15 protein-coding genes are annotated in these 21238 nt (G+C 45.9%); 8 read left to right on the forward strand and 7 right to left on the reverse strand.

Annotated elements, in window-relative coordinates; translation table 11 throughout:
• Window positions 1-138 precede the first annotated feature (138 nt).
• The 4 genes from ACHUFZ_RS09805 to phoU all read left to right on the forward strand — a co-directional run bounded on the left by ACHUFZ_RS09805 (window position 139) and on the right by phoU (window position 5707).
• A complete protein-coding gene (locus ACHUFZ_RS09805) occupies window positions 139-2322 on the forward strand; it encodes an ABC transporter permease subunit (protein WP_394127031.1) in 2184 nt (727 codons plus the stop codon).
• Window positions 2323-2345: 23 nt separating this feature from the next.
• Window positions 2346-3992 carry a phosphate ABC transporter permease PstA gene (gene pstA, locus ACHUFZ_RS09810; RefSeq protein ID WP_394127032.1) on the forward strand — a complete coding sequence of 549 codons (1647 nt, stop codon included), beginning with the start codon at window positions 2346-2348 and terminating at the stop codon, window positions 3990-3992.
• A gap of 2 nt (window positions 3993-3994) precedes the next feature.
• Window positions 3995-4813 carry a phosphate ABC transporter ATP-binding protein PstB gene (gene pstB, locus ACHUFZ_RS09815; protein ID WP_134835687.1) on the forward strand — a complete coding sequence of 273 codons (819 nt, stop codon included), beginning with the start codon at window positions 3995-3997 and terminating at the stop codon, window positions 4811-4813.
• 195 nt (window positions 4814-5008) lie between these two features.
• On the forward strand, window positions 5009-5707 hold the full coding sequence (gene phoU, locus ACHUFZ_RS09820; RefSeq protein WP_004413083.1) for a phosphate signaling complex protein PhoU: 699 nt from the start codon (window positions 5009-5011) through the stop codon (window positions 5705-5707).
• Here the strand turns inward: phoU and ACHUFZ_RS09825 are convergent.
• From ACHUFZ_RS09825 to ACHUFZ_RS09850, 6 genes are all read right to left on the reverse strand, one after another.
• Window positions 5704-6216: a hypothetical protein gene (locus tag ACHUFZ_RS09825; RefSeq protein WP_394127332.1), complete on the reverse strand. Its 513-nt coding sequence runs from the start codon at window positions 6214-6216 to the stop codon at window positions 5704-5706. The two genes, phoU and ACHUFZ_RS09825, sit on opposite strands and share 4 nt — an antisense overlap.
• A gap of 67 nt (window positions 6217-6283) precedes the next feature.
• Entirely contained in the window at window positions 6284-6823 is a 540-nt protein-coding gene (locus ACHUFZ_RS09830) for a porin family protein (protein ID WP_394127033.1), read from the reverse strand.
• Between the two features lie 130 nt (window positions 6824-6953).
• A complete protein-coding gene (locus ACHUFZ_RS09835) occupies window positions 6954-7907 on the reverse strand; it encodes a LysR family transcriptional regulator (protein ID WP_394127034.1) in 954 nt (317 codons plus the stop codon).
• Window positions 7908-7973: 66 nt separating this feature from the next.
• Entirely contained in the window at window positions 7974-8717 is a 744-nt protein-coding gene (locus ACHUFZ_RS09840) for a copper homeostasis protein CutC (RefSeq protein WP_394127035.1), read from the reverse strand.
• A 145-nt stretch (window positions 8718-8862) separates the two neighbouring features.
• Window positions 8863-9165 (reverse strand): YebG family protein, encoded by a 303-nt coding sequence (locus tag ACHUFZ_RS09845; RefSeq protein WP_134835692.1) that lies wholly within the window; start codon window positions 9163-9165, stop codon window positions 8863-8865.
• 102 nt (window positions 9166-9267) lie between these two features.
• Window positions 9268-10161 (reverse strand): LysR family transcriptional regulator, encoded by an 894-nt coding sequence (locus ACHUFZ_RS09850; protein WP_394127036.1) that lies wholly within the window; start codon window positions 10159-10161, stop codon window positions 9268-9270.
• Window positions 10162-10266: 105 nt separating this feature from the next.
• Here ACHUFZ_RS09850 and ACHUFZ_RS09855 point away from each other — a divergent pair, with 105 nt between their 5' ends.
• The 4 genes from ACHUFZ_RS09855 (at window position 10267) to recD (ending at window position 20832) form a co-directional block, all read left to right on the forward strand.
• Window positions 10267-11235 (forward strand): TDT family transporter, encoded by a 969-nt coding sequence (locus tag ACHUFZ_RS09855; protein WP_394127037.1) that lies wholly within the window; start codon window positions 10267-10269, stop codon window positions 11233-11235.
• Between the two features lie 94 nt (window positions 11236-11329).
• Entirely contained in the window at window positions 11330-14794 is a 3465-nt protein-coding gene (recC, locus tag ACHUFZ_RS09860; RefSeq protein ID WP_394127038.1) for an exodeoxyribonuclease V subunit gamma, read from the forward strand.
• Between the two features lie 297 nt (window positions 14795-15091).
• The gene (gene recB / locus ACHUFZ_RS09865; protein WP_394127039.1) at window positions 15092-18709 is read left to right on the forward strand and encodes an exodeoxyribonuclease V subunit beta; all 3618 of its coding nucleotides are present in this window, start codon (window positions 15092-15094) and stop codon (window positions 18707-18709) included.
• Window positions 18709-20832, forward strand: a complete 2124-nt coding sequence (recD, locus tag ACHUFZ_RS09870; protein ID WP_394127040.1) for an exodeoxyribonuclease V subunit alpha — start codon at window positions 18709-18711, stop codon at window positions 20830-20832. Before recB ends, recD begins: the two co-directional genes overlap by 1 nt.
• A 24-nt stretch (window positions 20833-20856) precedes the next feature.
• Here recD and ACHUFZ_RS09875 read toward each other — a convergent pair whose 3' ends face one another.
• Window positions 20857-21033, reverse strand: coding sequence for a hypothetical protein (locus ACHUFZ_RS09875; RefSeq protein ID WP_053440607.1), 177 nt, complete (start codon window positions 21031-21033; stop codon window positions 20857-20859).
• Window positions 21034-21238: the final 205 nt, after the last annotated feature.

Here is a 21238-nt window from a genome sequence, read left to right on the forward strand (position 1 = left end):
AGCAACTTAAGGTCTTAATATGACACTTTTATTGCGAAATTTTATTGCATTGTTTTCAGTTGTTTAATGCGAACTGTAATATAATTGTCACCTAATAGAAATATTATACCCTCGGACGAAAATAGGTAAGAGACAGGAATGACCCAAGCAGAATTCTCATTGCGAGAGCTAGATCGAAAGCGACTAATCAAAGATCGGTTGGTTCGATTTGCTGTATCTGCAGGTGGTGTTGGTGTACTCGCAGCCTTAGTTCTGATCTTTGTCTACCTTGCGATCATGGTTCTACCATTGTTTAGCGACGCTAAGATCACCCCTAATGTAAGAAGTATTCCGGTCACTATTACCCAGCCAATTGCGGCAGGTGTTGATGAGTATGGGGAAAATGCATTTGTCATTTCTGCAGATGGTCGGATTAATTTCTGGTCACTGAACAGCCAGAGTGCTCAGCCAGTTCTTTCCGAGCAAGTTGCTGCGCCCAATAGCTTATTTGCTGATTCTCTAAGTTCTCTCGGTTGGTATGGTTTTGCCAGTAAGCAAGGCGAGGTTCGGTTATTTAAGCCGAGAATGGACTCAGAACTGACCAAAGAAAGCCGAGAGTTTGCGCCGAATGTGCTGAATAAATCGATGCCGTTTGATTTGCATGTTGAAGGAAATGAGCTTAAGAAGTTTGCTTTCTCTACGCAAAAGCCGCTCACCTTAGTGGGCTGGTATCAAGACGATACAGTAAAGGTTCGCTGGCAAAGTGATGATGGTTCGCACAGTTATGAGTTTGCCGAGCCTATTACGCAGCTAGACCAAATCCTAGTCACACCAGATGGAAGAACCATCTATCTTCGCTCAGGCTCTGAACTGGTTATTGCAACTAAGCAGGACGATAGTTTCAATGTGCGTGAAATCGTCGATCTTAGCCAAGGCAAACCGCAACATGCAGTAACTGATATTGATCTTCTTTCCGGTGCATATTCACTACTGGTGACTCATAAAGATGGTTTGGTCTCGCAGTGGTTTGACGTACTGAGTGATGGGCAGCGTTCATTATCTCATATTCGTCAGTTTAAGCTTGCTTCGGAATTGCAGTTTTTATTGCCAGATAGCTACCGGAAAGGCTTTTACAGTTTTTATATTAATGGCACGGTTCAAAGCCATTACACCACCAGTGAAAAGCTGGTGATATTCAAACGTGCTTATCAGCAAGCGCCTCAGCTCGCAGCGATGTCGCAAAATGAAAACTACCTATTGGCGGTGAAAGATGCTGAGCTAAGCATTGCTGAAATCGACAATCCGTACCCAGAAGTCTCGCTGTCATCTTTGTGGCAAAAAGTGTGGTATGAAAGCTATCCTGAGCCACAATTTGTTTGGCAAACCACTTCCGCAAGTGATGAGTTTGAAGCCAAGTTCAGTTTGGTTCCGATCGCGTTTGGTACTTTGAAAGCGGCTGCCTTTGCAATGCTTTTTGCGGTTCCTATTGCCGTATTTGGCGCTATCTATACCGCTTACTTTATGACGCCGAAAATGCGCCGTGTGGTCAAGCCATCTATCGAACTAATGGAAGCGCTACCAACCGTTATCATCGGTTTCTTAGCCGGATTATGGTTTGCGCCAATAGTCGAAACGCATTTGGCGGCGGTGGTAACCTTAATGCTGTTTCTGCCTATTTCAACGATTTTTCTTGGGATGGGGTGGCATGCCTTGCCAAAGCATTGGACAGGGCGCTTTGCCAATGGTTGGCATGCCGCTATTTTGATGCCCGCGCTGGTGGTGGTTGCAGTGGTGGTGTTGTCGCAAAGTGGCAATATTGAAGCTTGGTTGTTTAATGGTGATGTCAGAGTATTTCTGGCTGATAAAGGGATCAATTTCGACCAACGTAACGCGCTTGTGGTCGGCTTTGCTATGGGCTTTGCAGTTATTCCTACCATCTTTACCATTGCGGAAGACGCGATATTTTCAGTGCCGAAGCATTTGTCTGATGGATCATTGGCGTTAGGAGCAACGCAGTGGCAGACCTTAACTCATGTTGTGCTATTGACGGCAAGTCCAGGTATCTTTTCTGCGATTATGATGGGACTAGGTCGCGCGGTAGGCGAAACCATGATCGTACTGATGGCGACGGGTAACACACCGATTATGGATTGGAACATCCTCGAAGGGATGCGTACATTATCGGCCACCATTGCGGTCGAAATGCCAGAATCTGAAGTCGGTAGCTCGCATTATCGTATTTTGTTCTTAGCGGCGTTATTGCTGCTGATGTTTACCTTTGCGGTTAACTCTCTTGCGGAATGGGTACGTCAGCGCCTGCGCGAAAAATATCGTTCTCTCTAATTTGAATTTAGGAAACCTTGTACGTGTTTAAGTGGTTAAAATCAGGCTCTCCGTGGATATGGTTAACAGGTGGTGCAGTAAGTATCAGCCTGTTGTCTGTGTTGGGGCTATTACTGCTTATTGGTTGGAAAGGCCTTTCTTATTTTTGGCCTGCGCCGCTCTATCAATGGCAAACTAAAGACGGCGAACTTCTGGTTGGACAAATCTATTCGCAAGAGTATGTGCCAATTACTCACCTTCGCGAGATGGATATTGATTTACCTGCCAGTGTTGAAGAAAAAGGCCTAGCGAAGCGGGTGAATATCAAAGTCGCCAATCGCGATCTATATGCGGCTGATTTTGTTTCTTTGCTCGAAATCGATTTAAGTCCTCCAACATTGCCACAGCACTGGGCGGTCATTGAGCGTACCCGGGGCGGTGACTTCTTTGGTCAACCGGTCGGTTACCAACACCCAGATGGTCGAGTCAGCACAGACGTGACGCAAGATATTACCTCTGGCCTTGCCTATGCGCAGACCCTGCGTAAAGAAATCGACCGTTTGATTCAACAAGAAGTGCGTGTGATTAGCGGCCAAGCAGAACGCTTAAGGCTGGAAAAGCGCAAGCGCAGTTTGAATGACAATTTAGATGATGAATTTCTCGCTTACTATCAGACGCAAAATGAGCAGTACCTTGACTCTTTAGCCAAGGTCGAAGCCAAACTGGATAACTTACGTGGCAAGTTAGAAAACCAAGGTCTGCTAGTTGAGGATATGACAGGTGAAAGGGTGACGATTCCTCTTAGTCATATTTTAGACTTGTGGTATCCAAACCAAATGTCGATGGGTGAGAAGTTAATCCGCTGGGGTAAGCAAGCGTGGAAGTTTTTATCTGAAGACCCACGTGAATCGAACTCCGAAGGCGGGGTATTCCCGGCGATGTTTGGTACCGTGCTGATGGTATTGATCATGTCCGTAATCGTGATGCCATTAGGTGTGATTGCGGCAATTTACCTGCACGAGTATGCCAAAAACAATGCCTTCACTCGTTTGATTCGCGTCGCGGTTATTAACCTTGCTGGTGTACCTTCGATTGTTTATGGCGTATTTGGCTTAGGTTTCTTTGTTTATACCTTAGGTGCTTCAATCGACTCATTGTTCTATCAAGAGCGCTTGCCGGCCCCAACCTTTGGCACACCTGGTCTATTGTGGTCAGCACTGACGTTAGCGGTACTGACGCTACCTGTTGTAATCGTGGCGACAGAAGAAGGCTTAACTCGAATTCCCAACTCCGTAAGACACGGTTCTTTGGCACTCGGCGCGACACAGTTTGAGACCATGTGGCGCATTGTCTTACCGATGGCAAGCCCAGCTATGATCACTGGGCTGATTTTAGCGGTGGCTCGCGCAGCAGGTGAGGTTGCGCCTTTAATGCTGGTGGGTGTGGTGAAACTTGCCTCTAGCTTACCTGTTGACAGTCAGTTCCCGTTCTTGCATTTAGAACGTAAGTTCATGCATTTAGGCTTCCATATTTACGATGTTGGCTTCCAAACGACTAATATTGAAAGTGCACGACCGCTGGTTTATGCCACCTCGTTGTTGTTGGTTACGGTGATTATCGGGCTTAACCTGACGGCCATCAGTATTCGTAATAACCTGCGCGAGAAATACCGAACCTTAGGACAAGATTAACCATGTTTTCTGTGAATCAAACTCTTGGCTATCCAACCCCGCTAGACGTGAATAATCTTAGTGATGATTTAACGGCTATCTCGATTGAGGGGTTAGACCTGCACTATCAAACTGCGCAGGCGTTAAGTGATATTTCTATGCGCATTCCTAAAGGGCAGGTGACGGCGTTTATCGGTCCATCGGGGTGCGGTAAATCGACCTTGCTTCGTTGTATCAATCGCATGAACGATCTGGTTGAAGGTTGTCGCGTTAAAGGCAAAGTGAAACTGCATGGCAAGAACGTTTATGATCCTGATGTGGACGTCGCGACCTTGCGCCGTCGCGTAGGTATGGTGTTTCAAAGACCCAACCCGTTTCCTAAATCAATCTATGAAAACGTGGTCTATGGTTTACGCCTTCAAGGTGTCAATAACAGCCGCGCCCTTGATGACGCGGTTGAGCGTTCACTGCGAGCGTCGGCGTTATGGGATGAAGTAAAAGATCGTCTCCATGAAAATGCATTTGGACTGTCGGGTGGTCAGCAGCAACGTTTAGTAATTGCTCGCGCGATTGCGATAGAGCCAGAGGTGCTGCTGTTGGATGAGCCAACTTCGGCACTTGATCCTATTTCGACCTTGACGATTGAAGAACTGATCAACGATCTTAAAACCAAATATACAGTGGTGATTGTCACCCATAACATGCAGCAAGCGGCTCGCGTGAGTGACCACACGGCATTTATTCATATGGGTAAGTTGATCGAGTACTCAGATACGGATTCTATTTTTACTTCGCCATTGAAAAAGCAAACGGAAGACTACATTACTGGTAGATACGGCTAGGTTTGTTGGTCATATTTGAAACCGTAGCGGCGTTAACTGCGATATTTCCCCCTAATCACATAGACGAGCTATGCTCATAGGGCTGAAATCTCTTGTTGCCTTGCTACAGTTCCAACTATTTACAACAATCACAGTTTGGTACTTAGCTAATACGCAACTTTTCTTATTAATCAGCAAAAGAGACTAACTTTATTTATGAATTTTGGGCGCCATATTTCAGGCCAATTTAATGTCGAACTAGAGTCGATCCGTACTCATGTGTTAACTATGGGTGGATTGGTTGAACAGCAGTTGTCGTTTGCAATGCAAGCACTACATAAAGAAGACATTGAGCTAGCACGAAAGGTTGTTCGAGATGATCATAAAGTGAACTCAATGGAAGTCTCGATTGATGAAGCGTGTACCCGAATTATAGCTAAACGCCAGCCAACTGCGAAAGATCTCCGTCTGATTATGGCGATCATCAAAACCATTACTGATCTTGAACGTATCGGTGATGTCGCGACCAAAATCGCCTATGTCGCTATCGAAAGCCCATCTTCTAAAGAGCGTCAGTTTCAAGTTTCCTTAGAGCCATTATGTCGTCAAGCGATCAGCATGCTACATCAAGTACTTGATGCATTTGCGCGTATGGATGTCGATGCAGCGGCGGAAGTGTATAAGCTCGATGATAAGATCGATGCTGAGTACGAAGCGGTTATTCGTCAGTTGATGACTTATATGATGGAAGACCCGAAGAACATTCCAAACATCTTACAGGTGATGTGGTCTGCGCGTGCAATTGAGCGAGTAGGCGACCGCTGTCAGAATATTTGTGAGTACATCATCTACTTTGTGAAAGGAAAAGATGTTCGCCACTTGGGCGAACAGAGCATAGATGATGCACTTCGTTAGAAGTGAAATACCACACCAGATGATATTGTGGCTGACCAGTTCGATTCGAACAGGGTGTCGCTTCTATCTATGTAGTTAAAATCGGTACCGAGTCTAAAGCCTACATTATCGTTAATGAATACTACCCATGATGCAGAAATACTTGCACCAGTACCTTCCTCGTAGCGAGTTGTATTTGAGAATATGTAGTCACGTTTTCCTTCGTATTCTACAACACCACCTTCTAACTGCAGTGCCATCTTCATCGGGTGATCTAAAAATTGGTACTGTCCACCAACTCGATAGGTTTTGAGTCTATCTTTATCGAGTAGTATTTCTGCCGATGTATGAGAATAGCTGACGTAGAGAGCATCAAGCCCCAAAACATCAGTGACACCAAGTTGTAATCCAGCACCTGAAATTCCAGCACCTAAGTAAGGACCCATTTTTATCTCTGGAGAAATGTGCAAGCCAGTTGCTGAAGCTGCGAGTGGAGCAAGTAGTGCGAGTGTAAGAAGGTGTTTTTTCATCATGGATACTCAGTGAATTAGGTACAGCCATCCATGGCGTATAAATTAGGGTTAGACGCTGCCGAACTTAAAACTTGTAACCGACAGTGAAAGAGAATTGATCGACAAAAATGTCTTCATTGTGATCTTCTAGGTTGATGAAATCAGCACGGAAGTCAGCGTAGAAGTTTTCGCTAAATGTGCCTCGCACACCTGTGCCAATAAAGAGTGATGAGTCATCCCAAGAACCTAGGTTTTCACCATAAGCACTAAGCTCTTCTTTGAATTTTGCGAATCCAATAACCCCATAAGGTTTGATCGAGAACCCATCTAGGTTGAAAGTGTAACCAATATCAGTATCAATTTTGAAAGTGTTACTATCAGTATCAATTGGCCCCCAGTAGCTTCCTGATGCCTTACTGTATGAAAGGTTTACACCAACAATATGGTTAAACTCATAACCATATTCGAGCTTAATACCGCTGCCAGAGTAGTCATAAGATGGAGTAGTTACTTCTTCAATTGAGGTTTTGTTAAAGCCTAAACCGATACGGTGGCCTTCGTTATTTGCTAGAACAGGCGCAGATAAAACAGATGCAGTTAAAAGGGTTGTGAAGGCTAGTTTCATTTTCAAATTTCTCTTTAAAGTTAATGTGCTTTCCTTCCTAGAAATGACATTGTTCCGATATGGATAGAGTAAATTTGAATTGTAATAAGTGCTAATTAGTCATGGTTATATCAATAATAAGCAAAGCTTATTATTTAGAGTAGGGATACATCTCATCAAACTTATTAGCCTGATGTTCCAAAGCAGATTTGATTTCACTATGTAGCCAATGAATCAAAGGGTTGTTGCGGTTTTTAAGGTGGTACTGGCTGTGGATTCCTTTTTCGATATTCTCATCGTCAGCAATGACATCAATTGCTCTGAGCTGAGGGTAGAGCTCGATAGGAAAAAGATTTGAGTGAGGCATAAACATGTCGGTATGCTGGATGACATCTATGATTGCAATGATCATCTCAGAACGAAATCCTACTCGGGTGTTTAAACCATATGAGTGCATGATTTTTTCGGCAACACTGAATTGGTCATTCCAGCCAGGATTAATAAATGAGGCAATCTCATAACCGTCAAAATCTTTTATCTCAGCAACTTTCTTCTTGAGTGGGTGATCTTTACGAACAAAAACACGCCCTTTAAGGTCAAGTAGGTGGTTAAGAATGATGCTTTTGGGAGCGCCTAGGTCATAGTTCACTCCAATCAGTACATCACCTTTACTGATATCTTCTAGTGTTGTTTGAGTCCAGCCTACAAGCTCGATTTCCGCTAAAGGCGCTTGCTCTCTTAATTGATGAAACAAGGTGCCTGACAAACAGCCCAACACCATCGGCGAAAGGGCGATCTTTATTTTGGAATCGTATAGGCTAGGGTCGAATGCTTGGGAAGTATTGAGGGCACTGGCTAAGCCATCTAAATGTGGGGTGATACGTTCGGCAAGTTCATTGGCAAAGTGGGTGGCTTCTAAGCCTGAAGGGACTTTAACAAATAACTCATCATCAAAGTGGTGGCGCAACTTCTGCAGTGCTTGGCTGATGGCGGGCTGCGAAACAAAAAGTCGCTGCGATGCTTTGCGCATATTGAGTTCTTGAGAGAGTACAAGAAAAGTGCGCAGTAAATTTAAGTCCAAGCTGTAAAACAAATCCTTTGCCATATTCCACTCTACTCTAAGTCAACCAACAGAGGGCACGTTACCCTCTGAATCTATTCCTTTTTACCATTAACTGAGCGCTTTGACGACTTTTTCAATCGCTGCACTGCTGGTCACTGGAACGATGAAGTCATCAATGTTTTGGTTACCCATTTTCGCATCTTCACTGATATTGAGCATATGGCTCGGGCGAGTGCTCTTTCCTGATAAGTGAACTTCTCTAACGCCAGTTGCGTTGACAATCGCTTGTACATTTTCAGCCGTGAGTCCTGCGCCTGCCATAATCGAAACTCGCCCGTCGGCCTGTTCAACCATCTGTTTGAGTGTGTTTATTCCTTGCTCAACATTTGCCGCTAGACCTGACGTTAGGACACGTTCAGCGCCGAGGCTAATAATATCCTCAAGGGCTTGCTGCCAATTACTGCTTTGATCAATCGCGCGGTGGAAGGTGATACCTAACCCATACAGGTTTGCGCGTTCAGCCAGTTGCTGAGCGAGCGGCACATCAATTAGTCCATCCGCCGTTAATACTCCGAATACTACCCCTTGTAGACCTGCCTCAGCAGCGGCTTCAATATCGAGTAACATCGCGTCAATATCATCTTGATCGTAAAGAAAATCGCCTTGTCTCGGTCTGAGCATCGCATAGACAGGAATTGTCGAGATTTGTGCCGCTTTCTTCATAAAACCAAAACTCGGTGTCAGTCCGCCAAGCGCGAGAGAGGAGCACAGTTCAATACGTGTTGCACCACCAGCGATGGCTAAGTGTAAGGATTCGAGGTTATCAATGCAGACTTCAATGTGGTATTTCATCAAGAGGCACTCTATTAGGTAGGTGAAGATTTATTCTAGCAGTCTGCGAGCAAGATATTAGGGTAAAGATGAGAGCTTTCATTTCCCCATAAATAAAAAACCTCAGCACAGGGCTGAGGTTTGAATCGTTTGAGCAAGAGTGAAATTATGCAGCGTCGTCTTGCGCTTCTTCTGCATCTTCAACAGCTTCTACTTTCTTTGGCTTTTTCGGCGTAGGTTTACGCTTAGCACCAAGAGCATAAAGCACTTCTTCTTTGTTTTGTGCTAGGAACATAGCCAAGTCTTCTTTCTTGCCTTCATCTTCTAGCAGTTCACTTTTACCCAGTAGCTCAAAAAGCTCATCAGCCATATCGAGCATCTTGTCATATGCGTCAGCTTCCGCTTTAGAGGTAAAAGTCATTTTCTCTTCTCCGTTGCGTTCTACCACGTACTTGACGATTACAGCCATGGTTGGTCCTCTAACTCAAATTATTGAAAATATTTACTGTCTGTTTATACAGTTTTTGACCAGTTAAGTCTAGGCGGAGCGCCCATTCTGAGATCTAAGTGGTCAGTCTTTACGCCACTGGTGACAGTATTCGATAAACGTTTTAAGTAATGGGCTTTGATACTTTTCTTTGTGGACCAGTAACCAAAAGCGTCGCTTCATATCGAGAGGGAGTGTCAGTTCAACCACGCGGCCATCTTTGATAGCGGGCTCTGCGGCGAGTTTTGACAGGCAACCTAACCCAAGCCCAGCAGAAACACTGTTGATCAAGGCTTCCGTAGTATTCAACTGAAACGACTCATGCCAATGTTCGATACGTGGAGCAACCGTGCGTAAAAAGAATTCTCTTGAGCCAGAGCCGGGCTCGCGCAAGATCCAATCACTGTTTTCAAGGTCGCCAATGGTCAATGGTCGTTTGCTAGCCAACGGGTCATTGGGCGTACAGACGATACACATTTCATCTTCACTAAACTGAGTGGAAATTAGTTGTGGATGGAGGGTTTTGCCTTCGATCAAAGCCAGATCGAGCTCATAGTCGATCAGCTTTTCACAGATTAATGCTGAGTTTGAGATAAATAAGCTCTGTGATGTGTGCTGAGTTTCCGCGCGAAAGTCGCGTAGCAGATATGGAGCGACCTGATTGCCTATCGTATCACTGGCGCCAATCTTTAACTCACCGGTTAATGTCTGGTCATTATCAAAAAGTTGCTCGATATCTTGCGCTCGCTCAATAAGCTCATCGGCTAATGGCAGTAACTTCTGTCCTTCCTGATTTAGGATGAGGCGATTGTTAACCCGATCAAATAGAGAGTGGCCAATCTGCTTTTCCAATTCAGACAGCGCCATACTCACCGCGGCTTTGGAAAGAAACAGTGCTTCCGAGGCAGAGGTTAGCGTCTCGTGCTGAGTAATCGTAATAAACACTTTAAGTTGTTTGAGAGAGATATTGGTAGCCATAACCCTTCGTTAAGTTTGTTTGAACGCCTGTTCTAAATAATTAGATATTATCGAACAATTAGCAAGTGTAAACTGGCTTCGTACTAAAGAGATTGAGAGGCAACAATGATTCAAGCAGCGAAAGCAAAAGTGATGGGAGCTCCAACTCCAATGGCAGGCTTAGCGCTAGGGATTGCCAGTTTAGGTTGGTGCTGGGAAAATGCCGCGCCATTTCATGGTTACGCTCAATGGGGCGGGGCAGCGATTGCCAGCGTACTATTGGCAATATTAGCGGTGAAGTTTCTATTTCATAACCACTTATTACGTGAAGACTTAGCTCATCCTGTAGTGGGCAGCGTTGTGCCGACCTTTGCCATGGGCACTATGGTTGTCTCTGCATCGATTGGGCAATTTTATCCTGTCGCTGGTGACCTAGTGTGGTTAGTTGCCGTCGGCTTGCATGTGGTGTTTCTTGCTAGCTTCGTTTATCACCGTGCGCAGAGTTTTGAACTGCACCATATGGTACCAAGTTGGTTTGTCCCTCCTGTCGGTATCATAGTTGCTGATGTTTCTTTCTCTGGGAATCCTCACTTGGCAGTGGTTGCACATATTGCTCTAGTGTTTGGTATTGCGGCTTATGCGGTGATGTTACCTATGATGATTTATCGCTTTATGTTTACTCATGAAGTGCCAGATGCAGCAAAGCCAACCATGGCGATTATGGCCGCGCCGGCAAGTCTTTCTTTGGCAGGCTACTTAACCGTGACTGCAGAACCTTCACCAGTGATCATTGGGGTGTTATTTGGTATCGCAGTATTAATGACGGCGATTATTTACCTCGCATTCTTTAAGCTATTACGTCTACCGTTTAGCCCGGGTTATGCGGCTTTTACCTTCCCGATGGTGATTGGCTCAACAGCGTTATTTAAATTATCCGCTTGGATGGAAAGCGTTGGCGTAGCGCAGCAATATGTTGAGCAAGTACACTGGCTAGCAGGGCTAGAGCTAGTGGTTGCGACTCTAGTGGTGGGCTATGTTGCGGCACGTTACTTCCACTTCTATCAGCCTCATCGACATGTAGTGCGTAACGCGTAACCTTTTGAGCTTTTCTAAGCTTATATTTATCAAGAAAACCGTGCACTTATGCTAATCTCAATCCTAATTACGGCGAGAATAGTGTGAGTGCATTTTGTTTACTGTCTACCATTCAAACCAAGTAGATGTTTTAAAGTCTCTACTTGTCGAGCTGGTTCGGCTCAACCCTCTAGCAAACCCATTTGAAAAAGAGCAAATCTTGGTGCAAAGCCCGGGTATGTCTCAGTGGTTGAAAATGGAGTTGGCCAAAGAGTTCGGGGTAGCAGCGAACATTGACTTTCCACTCCCTGCGACCTTCATCTGGAATATGTTTACCGAGGTTCTTTCAGATGTGCCGAAGCGCAGTGCATTTAATAAAGAGTCGATGACTTGGAAGCTGATGCACATCTTGCCGGGGATGCTCAATACGCCAGAGTTTGAACCACTTAAACGCTATCTAGAACAAGATGAAGACAGCTCGAAGCTCTATCAACTATCAGAAAAAATCGCCGATATTTTTGATGGTTATTTAGTGTATCGCCCTGAGTGGATAGCCGCTTGGGAAGCGGGCCAAACCGTGGCTGAGCTAGAAGAAGAGCACCCTTGGCAGCCGGTCTTATGGCAAGCCCTTTATGATCACACCTTAGCGTTAGGCCAATCGCCATACCACCGTGCTAATTTGTACGAACATTTTATCGATACGCTCGAAAACTATCAGGGTAACTTTGACCACTTACCTAAGCGCCTATTTGTATTCGGTATCACCTCTTTGCCACCGCGCTATATGGATGCATTAAAAGCGATTGGCGAACATATTGATGTGCATCTGATGTTCACCAACCCATGTCGTTACTACTGGGGTGAAGTGCGAGATAGAAAGTTCCTTGCCCGATTAGCAGCAAAACACCGTAAACATGTGGTGTGGAATCAAGACCACTCTGAGCAGCACGGCGAGAGTGAACAACTTAAAGGTTCATTGGAAGAGAATTTACTCGATGAGCTGCATACTGACGCGGTCGGTAACAGCCTATTGGCGTCAATGGGTAAGCTTGGCCGTGACAATATGTATCTGTTGTCGCAGCTAGAGTCGCATGAAATTGAGGCCTTCGTCGATGTCGAGCGCGATTCGCTACTCCATCAACTGCAAGCCGATATCCTCAATCTAGAAGAGCACCAAGATGATCATCAGCTAGAGAGCAGTTCGCATAAGCAAGTGGTCACGCTAGGGGATAAATCTCTCAGCTTACATGCTTGTCATAGCCCGATGCGTGAAGTGGAAGTGCTGCATGATCAGTTACTTGCGATGTTCGATGCCGATCCAAGTCTAAAGCCGCGCGACATCATTGTCATGGTTGCGGATATCAATGCTTATAGCCCTGCGATTCAGGCGGTGTTTGGTAATGCGCCGGGTGAACGTTTTATTCCTTATTCGATTTCGGACCGAACTGCCGACCAAGAGAGCCCAATCCTTAATGCTTTCATGCAACTGGTTAATCTGCCAAATACGCGCTGCCTAGCATCAGAGCTATTGGAATTACTGGAAACACCAGCAATATTGGCGCGATTTGAATTAAACGAAGATGAATTTATCTTAGCCAAGCAATGGGTAGAAGAGTCAGGGATCCGCTGGGGGCTGAACCCGTCCACAGGGCATGAGTTTGATCTGCCTGAAACAGCGCAAAATACCTGGCAGTTCGGTATTGAGCGTATGCTATTGGGCTATGCGATGCCAGAGTCAGCAGGTCTGTTTGAGTCATCAACGGGTACTTTAGCTCCCTATAACCAAGTACAAGGTCTGGGCGCTGAGCTCGCGGGAAAACTGGCGCACTTTATCGAAACCGTCAGCGAGTATCGTCAAAAGTTAGTACAAACGCAGTCGATTGATGAGTGGCGAGAAGTATTAACCCTTCTTCTCGATGCGTTCTTTAAAGTCGAGCTAGAAGGCGAAGCGGCGCTCAAATCTATTCGCGATACCTTAGCTAACCTAAAAGAGCAGCTTAGCGATGCAGCATTTGAACAGCCATTAGCGCCAGCTATCATTGCTCAGTATCTACAAAATAAGCTCTCGGGCACTCGGGTAAGTCAGCGTTTTCTCGCCGGACAAGTAAACTTTTGTACCTTGATGCCAATGCGCTCGATTCCATTTAGAGCAGTATGTTTGCTTGGCATGAATGATGGCGTCTATCCACGAACTGTGCCGCCGGAAGGGTTTGATCTGATGAACGGTCGAACCAAGCCTGGCGATCGTTCTCGCCGTGATGATGACCGCTATCTATTTTTAGAAGCAATGCTCTCGGCGCAGCAGTCCTTGTATATCAGTTACGTTGGCCGCTCGATTCAAGATAACACCGAGCGAGTGCCATCAGTACTGGTATCGGAGTTGATGGAGTATTGTCATCAGAATTATTGCCTAGAGGGTGATGAGCAATTGGCCTGCGATGAGTCTGGAGAAAAACTGCTTGATGAGTTATTGACTCAACACTCTATGGTGCCGTTTAGCAGCAGCGCTTTTTTAGGTGATTCGCCAAGCTATGCCAAAGAGTGGCTTCCCGCCGCTAACCGCCAAGGTCAGGTTAGTGGTGAGTTTAATCAGCGCCTGCAAGATTACCTGCTTGATGTGACTTACCCGTTAGATTTAGACCTGGTTGAGCTACAACGTTTTTGGCGCTTACCAGTACAGTATTTCTTTAACCGCCGCTTAAAGGTGATGTTCGAGCCGCCATTGCCAGTAATGGAAGATGATGAGCCATTTATTCTTAATGGTTTGGAAAGCTATCAAATGCGTGATGGTTTGCTGGATAGCTTACTCAAGCGTCAGCTCGACGATGGGCAAGGTTCGGATAGCAAAGCGATCATAAAAGCGTTTGTTGATGAGCAACGTGCGCAAGGTAAACTTCCCGTTGGCGCGTTTGGCGATATTGAGTTTGAAACCAATCGAGTGCAAGCCGAAGAGCTGGTGGAGAAACTGACTTTCCTTTGCGGCGCTGACAATGATGACTTGGAAGTAAAACTGACGCTGGATGTGTTAGGTGAAGATAAAAAAATCCACCTAACCGGTTGGTTAACTCAGCATTATCAGTCAGGTCTGGTCCGTTACCGCAGCGGCAAAATACGCTCTCAAGACTATCTATCGGCGTGGATCGATCACCTCGCGATGTCTGCAATGGGTGAAAGTAAACGCACTCATATGATTGGCTATGACAAAAAAGAGGGTGTGGTGCACTTAGTTTACCCACCAATTGCTGATGCAAGTTATGCACGCTCGCTATTGTCTGAGTTAGTTCGATTGTTCTATCAAGGCATGACAGAGCCACTGGCCTATTTCCCTAAAACGGCGCTTGCTTGTGTAGAGGCAGGATTTAGTCGCGGTAAATGGGTGGATGATGAAGAAAAGTCACTCAAGAAAATGGCGGATACTTTCAACGACAGCTTTATGGCTACGGGTGAAGGAAATAACCCGTACATTGCGCGTATTTGGCCAAGTTGGAATGACGAACTGGCTGCAAGCCAACGCACTATGAGTGCACTAGTGCTGCAAACGGCACGCTTAGAAGTAATGACAAATGAAGATATGCAATAAAGCCTTTGGAAACAAAGCAGTAAGGAAAGTAGGTGGCCGCCAGTAAATCATTATAGTGTAGGGCGTTCGCTGTACGGCCACAGGTCAGAGGGACCATGATTCTTTTGGTTTGTTGCAACGTCAAAGCTGCTCAACACATGGCGCGCATACTAACGGCTAGACACAGCTTATGCCGTGAGAAAGATCGCATAACATCCTAACTTTTGTAGGATAAATATGAATAACAACAGTTTTTAAGTCTGGATCACACTTATGTCTCACGGGATCCATAAGTTTTCAGCAAAAAGGCAGAATTTTATGACAGCTACGTCAATGGTTACTCCGCTTAACACCATGACTTTTCCTCTTCATGGTGCTCGACTGATCGAGGCGTCGGCGGGGACGGGGAAAACCTTTACCATCGCAGGTTTATACCTACGATTGCTTTTAGGTCATGGTAGTCCAGAAACTAAGCATCAAGTGCCATTGACGGTTGATCAAATATTGGTGGTGACCTTTACCGAAGCTGCTACGGCTGAGTTGCGTGATCGTATCCGAGCGAGAATTCACGATGCGCGTTTAGCCTTTGCACGCGGGAAAAGTAGCGACCCGGTTATTGCGCCACTTTTGGATGAAGTGAGTGACCATAAACAAGCCGCGGAAATTCTTCTTCAAGCTGAGCGCCAAATGGATGAAGCCGCGGTCTATACGATTCACGGTTTTTGTCAGCGCATGCTTACTCAGAATGCCTTTGAATCCGGCAGCCGCTTCAACAATGAATTTGTCACCGATGAGAGCCACCTTAAGGCGCAGATTGTTGCTGACTACTGGCGCAGAAACTTCTATCCGTTACCGCTTAATCTAGCCGGTGAAGTTCGCCGAATTTGGAACTCGCCTGCTAATCTACTCAGCGATGTGTCGAGCTATTTAACTGGTGCGCCTCTGAGTTTATCCGTCGCTGCGATGAGCGGTTCACTGGCTGATCTTCATCAACAAAACTTAGCTAAGATAGATGAGCTGAAAGCACTATGGCGTGAACATCAAGATGATTTGCTCGCTTTGATCAGTGATTCTGATGTCAATAAACGCAGCTACACTAAGAAGTCATTACCGACTTGGTTAGAAGCGGTGAACCTGTGGGCGGCGACGGAAACAACAAGTTACGACTACCCAGACAAGCTGGAAAAGTTCGGCCAAAACGTATTGGTAGAGAAAACGCCTAAAGGTACACCTCCTCAGCATCAAGTCTTTAGTGCGATTGAAGATTTCTTAGCTGCACCGATCAGTTTAAAAGCACCGATTCTGGCTCATGCGATTGAGCATTGCCGCGACATGCTTGCCAAAGCGAAACAGCAGAAACAGTGGATGTCGTTTGATGATCTACTGACTAATTTATCTGCCGCCATCGATCAAGATGAAGCGGAGTTGCTAGCTACTCGGATTCGCCAGTTATATCCCGTCGCGATGATTGATGAATTCCAAGATACCGATCCACTGCAATACAGTATTTTTAGCCGAATTTATCTCAATAACCCTGAGTGCGGCCTGTTTATGATCGGCGATCCGAAGCAGGCGATTTATGGTTTCCGTGGCGCGGATATCTTTACCTATATCAAAGCGCGTAATCAGGTTTCTTCTCACTTCACGTTGGGCACCAACTGGCGCTCAAGTGCAGATATGGTGGCAGCGGTAAACCAAGTATTTGCTTTGCCAACCAGTCCATTTATCTACGATCAGGATATTCCGTTTCATCCGGTCAGCCATAGTCCTAATGCTGAAAAACGCATTTGGACTATCGATGGCCAAAAGCAACCTGCGCTGACCTATTGGCTGCAAGATGCAGAAGATAAACCGCTACCTAAAGGTGAATACCTGCAAGCCATGGCGAAAGCGACTGCGGATCAGATTCAACAGGTGTTGACGGCTGCGCAGCAAGATTTGGCGTTTTTTGAAGATGGTAAAGGTAAGCATCAGATTAAAGCGGGTGATATTGCCGTTCTGGTACGTACCGGTAACGAAGGTCGTATGGTTAAAGATGCTCTAGCTAAGCAGGGGGTTGCCAGTGTCTACCTTTCAAACCGCGACAGTGTGTTTACTTCAATGATTGCTCAAGACTTGCAGCGCCTTCTGCAAGCGGTATTAACGCCAGAAAATGATCGAGCTCTGCGTGCGAGCATCGCCTCTGAAATGTTCGCGCTTGATGCTGGGGCTTTGGACAAGCTCAATAACGACGAAAATGAGTGGGAAAGCGCCATCAATGAGTTCAAAGAGTACCGCAAACTCTGGACTCAGCGTGGTGTACTACCCATGCTTCGCGCTGTGATGAGTAAACGTCATATTGCAGAACGGTTATTGGAAGAAGAGGGCGGAGAGCGCACCCTTACCGATCTTATGCATATTGGCGAGTTATTGCAGCAAGCCAGCCAAGAGCTCGATAGCGACCATGGTCTGCTACGTTGGTTAGCACAAGCAATTAGTGATGCTGAAAATGGTTTAGGTGGCGGTGAGGAGCAGATCCAACGCCTAGAGTCCGAGCGAAACCTAGTTCAAATCGTCACGATTCATAAATCGAAAGGCTTGGAATATGACTTGGTGTTTTTGCCATTTGTACTTAGCTACCGCGAAGCGAGTGAAGCCAAGTACTATGACGCGGCGCAAGACCGAATGATTTTAGATATTACTAAGCAAGATGCGTCATTAGCTCAAGCAGACAAAGAACGTTTAGCCGAAGACTTACGCTTAATTTATGTGGCGCTAACCCGTGCGGTATATGGCTGCTTTATTGGTGCTGCACCACTGCGCAATGGTCGCTCGACCAAAGAGCCTACCGGTGTCCACCATAGTGCGATGGGGTATTTACTCCAAGATGGACAGGAAGGGGGCATCAGCGATTTGACCATGGCAATCCAAAAGCATGTTGATGGCCTTGATGCTGTCCAGCTTTCATCATTGCCAGCAGAGCAACAACAGATCTTTACTCAAATTACGGGCGAGCCGCAGACATTGGCTGCTCGAACGCTATCTAATGAAATTGATCGCAACTGGCGCATCACCAGTTACTCCGGCTTAATCAAGCAAGGCTCGCATCACAGTGATGAGGCCTACACCGATTTAATGCACCTCGATATCGACTCTTCTGATGAACAGGATGAAGAAGATCTGGTTGAGCCAGAACAATCTATCTTCACCTTTCCGCGTGGTGCTCGGCCAGGTACCTTCTTACATACATTGTTTGAAGATGTTGAGTTTACCCAAAGCGCGAGTAGTGAAGAGAACACAGAAGTTATTATTCGTCTGTTGGAAAGTGAGCAATTAGATCACAGCTGGTTACCGGTTTTACAGCAGTTGATTGATACCGTGCTGGCGACGCCTCTCGATGGAAAGCAACTCGTTCTTAATCAGAAAGGGCCGAGTCAAAGACTGGTCGAGATGGAATTCCTTCTACCGATTGAAGTGTTGGCAGCCCCAGCTCTAAACCGCGTTATTCAACGCCACGATACCTTATCAGCCAAAGCGGGTGATCTCGGTTTTCATACCGTGCAGGGTATGCTGAAAGGCTTTATTGATTTGGTGTTTGAACATCAAGGTAAGTATTACGTCCTCGACTGGAAATCAAACCACTTAGGTGATGAGGTAAGTTACTACCACGGCCAAGCGCTTAGTGGCGCAATGGCTGATCATCGCTACGATCTCCAGTACCAAATTTATGCCTTGGCTCTGCATCGATTCTTACGCAGTCGTATTGCTAACTATGACTACGAACAGCATTTTGGCGGCGTCTATTACCTGTTTTTAAGAGGCATGGATGGCGCGAGTGACCATGGTATTTTTTCTGCTAAGCCAAGCCTAGAATTTCTTGATGATATGGACAAACTGATTGATGGTCAGCCGATTGACACTAAGCATAATAATGCTGGCCAAATGGAGTTACTGTAATGCTCGCAACCTCTACTTCTCTATTAGATACACTCAAACAGCTGGCCACTAAGGGCAACATCAGGCAATTGGATTATCAGTTTGCGCGATTCATTCAAGCTCAAACGCAAGATGACGCTCTGGCTTTTATTGCCGGAGTAGTGAGCAGCGAGCTTGGCAAAGGCCATATTTGCTTGCCCCTGTTTGATCCACAAGCTCAACCTGCCGATCTAGCCGCTAAGTTAGGTCTATTTGGTGAATCTGCGCTAGTGCTAAATGAAGTGTTAGTGACGATCGACTGGGTCAGTAAGTTAAATAGTGCCGCGATTGTGGGCTCAAACGGTGAAGCACTACCACTGATATTTGATGGCTCTAGGCTCTATCTACACCGCTATTGGCACTATGAAGTGACGTTAGCGGCGCGCTTAAATAGCTTTGGGTTACCTATGATCCTAAAGCCTGATGAAGTACAAAAACTGACAGAGTTACTCAATCACTTATTTGCTAGAACATACCGCTATCTATTTGATTCATTGACTAAATCTCGCATTTCAGGAAATGATTCTGCTGGGGCTCGTCAGCGTATGGTGTGTGACCATTTTGACGTTGTCGCAGAGGAAATATTGGATTGGCCTACCATAGACCAAAAGCTCGTCGAGGCGAAAACCATAGAGCAGCTTTCGGTGTTGGATGAGCTTATTCCTCAGTCTGCATGCATCAATTGGCAAAAGGTCGCTGCAGCGGTTGCGTTAACTCGAAAATTTGCAGTTATCTCTGGTGGGCCGGGGACAGGTAAAACGACCACAGTAACCAAACTGCTGGCTGCATTGATTGAACAAGCGCAAGGCTATGGCTCTCAAGCCACCATCAAACTGGTTGCGCCAACAGGTAAGGCCGCCGCGCGTTTAACGGAATCTATTGGTAAGGCGGTCGCGCAGCTTCCCGCTGCGCAGGAACTGAAAGAGAGTATTCCAACCGATGCGAGCACATTACATCGATTACTTGGCGCAATCCCTAACAGTGCCGAGTTTAGACATAACAGTGACAACCCACTGCACCTAGATATCTTAGTGGTTGATGAAGCCTCAATGGTCGATTTGCCTATGATGTACAAATTGATTGATGCACTGCCTAAGCATGCACGGCTGATCTTGCTCGGTGACAAAGACCAATTGGCATCGGTTGAAGCTGGTGCGGTGCTTGGCGATATCTGCTCATTCAATCAATTTGGTTATAGTCATAGCCAAGCGGCACAAGTGGCGAAACTTACTGGTTTTAGCACTTTAGCTCATGGGGCACACAATCAAGCCAACATCGCTGATAGCTTATGTATGCTGAAGAAAAGTTACCGATTCGATGTTCGTTCGGGGATTGGACAACTTGCTCAAGCGGTTAATAGTGGCTCGGCGCAAAAGGTAGATTGGGTGTGGCAGAAAGAGTTTGCCGATATCAGCAAATTTCCTATCGACAGCCAACACTACAATCAACTGATTCAAACGTTGGTTTCGGAATACGCCCATTACCTTAAACGTATTGAGGTGCAGCAGTTAGACCCGAATACCAATGAGCCTGAAACACAGCAACAGCGAGCTAAGGCAGTATTGGACCAGTTCGCACGCTGCCGCTTGCTGTGTGCAATACGGGAAGGGGACTTTGGTGTTAAAGGGTTAAACCATCGTGTTGAACGTGCGCTGGCAGCACGTAAGTTGATTCAAACTCAAGACGAGCTTTGGTATCACGGTAGGCCAGTGATGGTGACACGCAACGATCATGCTTTGGGTCTGTACAACGGTGATATCGGCATCTGCATGCGTGATAACTCTGAGCAACAAGCAAGGCTGAAGGTCTATTTCGAACTGCCAGATGGTAGCGTTAAGTCTGTTTTGCCGAGCCGTGTACCTGAGCATGAAACTGCGTATGCAATGACGATTCACAAATCTCAGGGCAGTGAATTTGAACATACCCTAATGATCCTGCCACCGGATTTTACGCCAATTTTAACGCGCGAGTTAATCTATACCGGTATTACACGAGCGAAGAAGCGCTTGAGTTTTTATGCGGACGATCGAGTGATGAAACGTGGGGTAAAAGTGCGAACGGAGCGAGCAAGTGGGTTGATAGAGAGATTGCAGGTAAGTGGATAACCATCCATGGCTATCAGGTTTCAACTATATTGCCGAGGAGAAGGAGATACTGCGAATACGGTATTTCTCTTTATAGTTGAGGATGAATGCTTTTAAGCCTTCAGTAACGGGAAATACACAATGAACATCTAGGTTTTCTAGTAGTTCATTATCGGCCATATCCCAGAAACTCTGTACTGAGTTACAGATGATTTTCTTCATCAATAGTTTGCTCTTAGTGACGTTGTGTGTAACCTCAAGCAATCCTTGCAACCTAGCAAGCCGCGATATCAGCCTGCAAAGTGGTGAAGTTGATCCTATCTAGCTTCCAGTCGTAAATATTATCCCCACGAACTGGAAGCTGAAATTTTAACCAATTAGAGATATGAAATAAAGATAATAATGTAGGCAGTTTTGTCAATTTTGT

Origin of the sequence: Vibrio hepatarius (genome assembly GCF_043642085.1) — a bacterium.
GTDB classification, from domain to species: Bacteria; Pseudomonadota; Gammaproteobacteria; order Enterobacterales; family Vibrionaceae; genus Vibrio; species Vibrio hepatarius_C.

What these genes read in the sequence shown, in the direction of transcription:
- ACHUFZ_RS09835 (WP_394127034.1), bottom strand. Translation starts at nt 7,907, where the DNA reads ATGGCAAAGGATTTGTTTTACAGCTTGGACTTAAATTTACTGCGCACT.
- ACHUFZ_RS09845 (WP_134835692.1), bottom strand. Translation starts at nt 9,165, where the DNA reads ATGGCTGTAATCGTCAAGTACGTGGTAGAACGCAACGGAGAAGAGAAA.
- ACHUFZ_RS09805 (WP_394127031.1), top strand. Translation starts at nt 139, where the DNA reads ATGACCCAAGCAGAATTCTCATTGCGAGAGCTAGATCGAAAGCGACTA.
- ACHUFZ_RS09855 (WP_394127037.1), top strand. Translation starts at nt 10,267, where the DNA reads ATGATTCAAGCAGCGAAAGCAAAAGTGATGGGAGCTCCAACTCCAATG.
- ACHUFZ_RS09825 (WP_394127332.1), bottom strand. Translation starts at nt 6,216, where the DNA reads ATGAAAAAACACCTTCTTACACTCGCACTACTTGCTCCACTCGCAGCT.
- ACHUFZ_RS09830 (WP_394127033.1), bottom strand. Translation starts at nt 6,823, where the DNA reads ATGAAACTAGCCTTCACAACCCTTTTAACTGCATCTGTTTTATCTGCG.
- phoU (WP_004413083.1), top strand. Translation starts at nt 5,009, where the DNA reads ATGAATTTTGGGCGCCATATTTCAGGCCAATTTAATGTCGAACTAGAG.
- ACHUFZ_RS09875 (WP_053440607.1), bottom strand. Translation starts at nt 21,033, where the DNA reads ATGAAGAAAATCATCTGTAACTCAGTACAGAGTTTCTGGGATATGGCC.
- ACHUFZ_RS09850 (WP_394127036.1), bottom strand. Translation starts at nt 10,161, where the DNA reads ATGGCTACCAATATCTCTCTCAAACAACTTAAAGTGTTTATTACGATT.
- ACHUFZ_RS09840 (WP_394127035.1), bottom strand. Translation starts at nt 8,717, where the DNA reads ATGAAATACCACATTGAAGTCTGCATTGATAACCTCGAATCCTTACAC.
- recD (WP_394127040.1), top strand. Translation starts at nt 18,709, where the DNA reads ATGCTCGCAACCTCTACTTCTCTATTAGATACACTCAAACAGCTGGCC.
- pstB (WP_134835687.1), top strand. Translation starts at nt 3,995, where the DNA reads ATGTTTTCTGTGAATCAAACTCTTGGCTATCCAACCCCGCTAGACGTG.
- recB (WP_394127039.1), top strand. Translation starts at nt 15,092, where the DNA reads ATGACAGCTACGTCAATGGTTACTCCGCTTAACACCATGACTTTTCCT.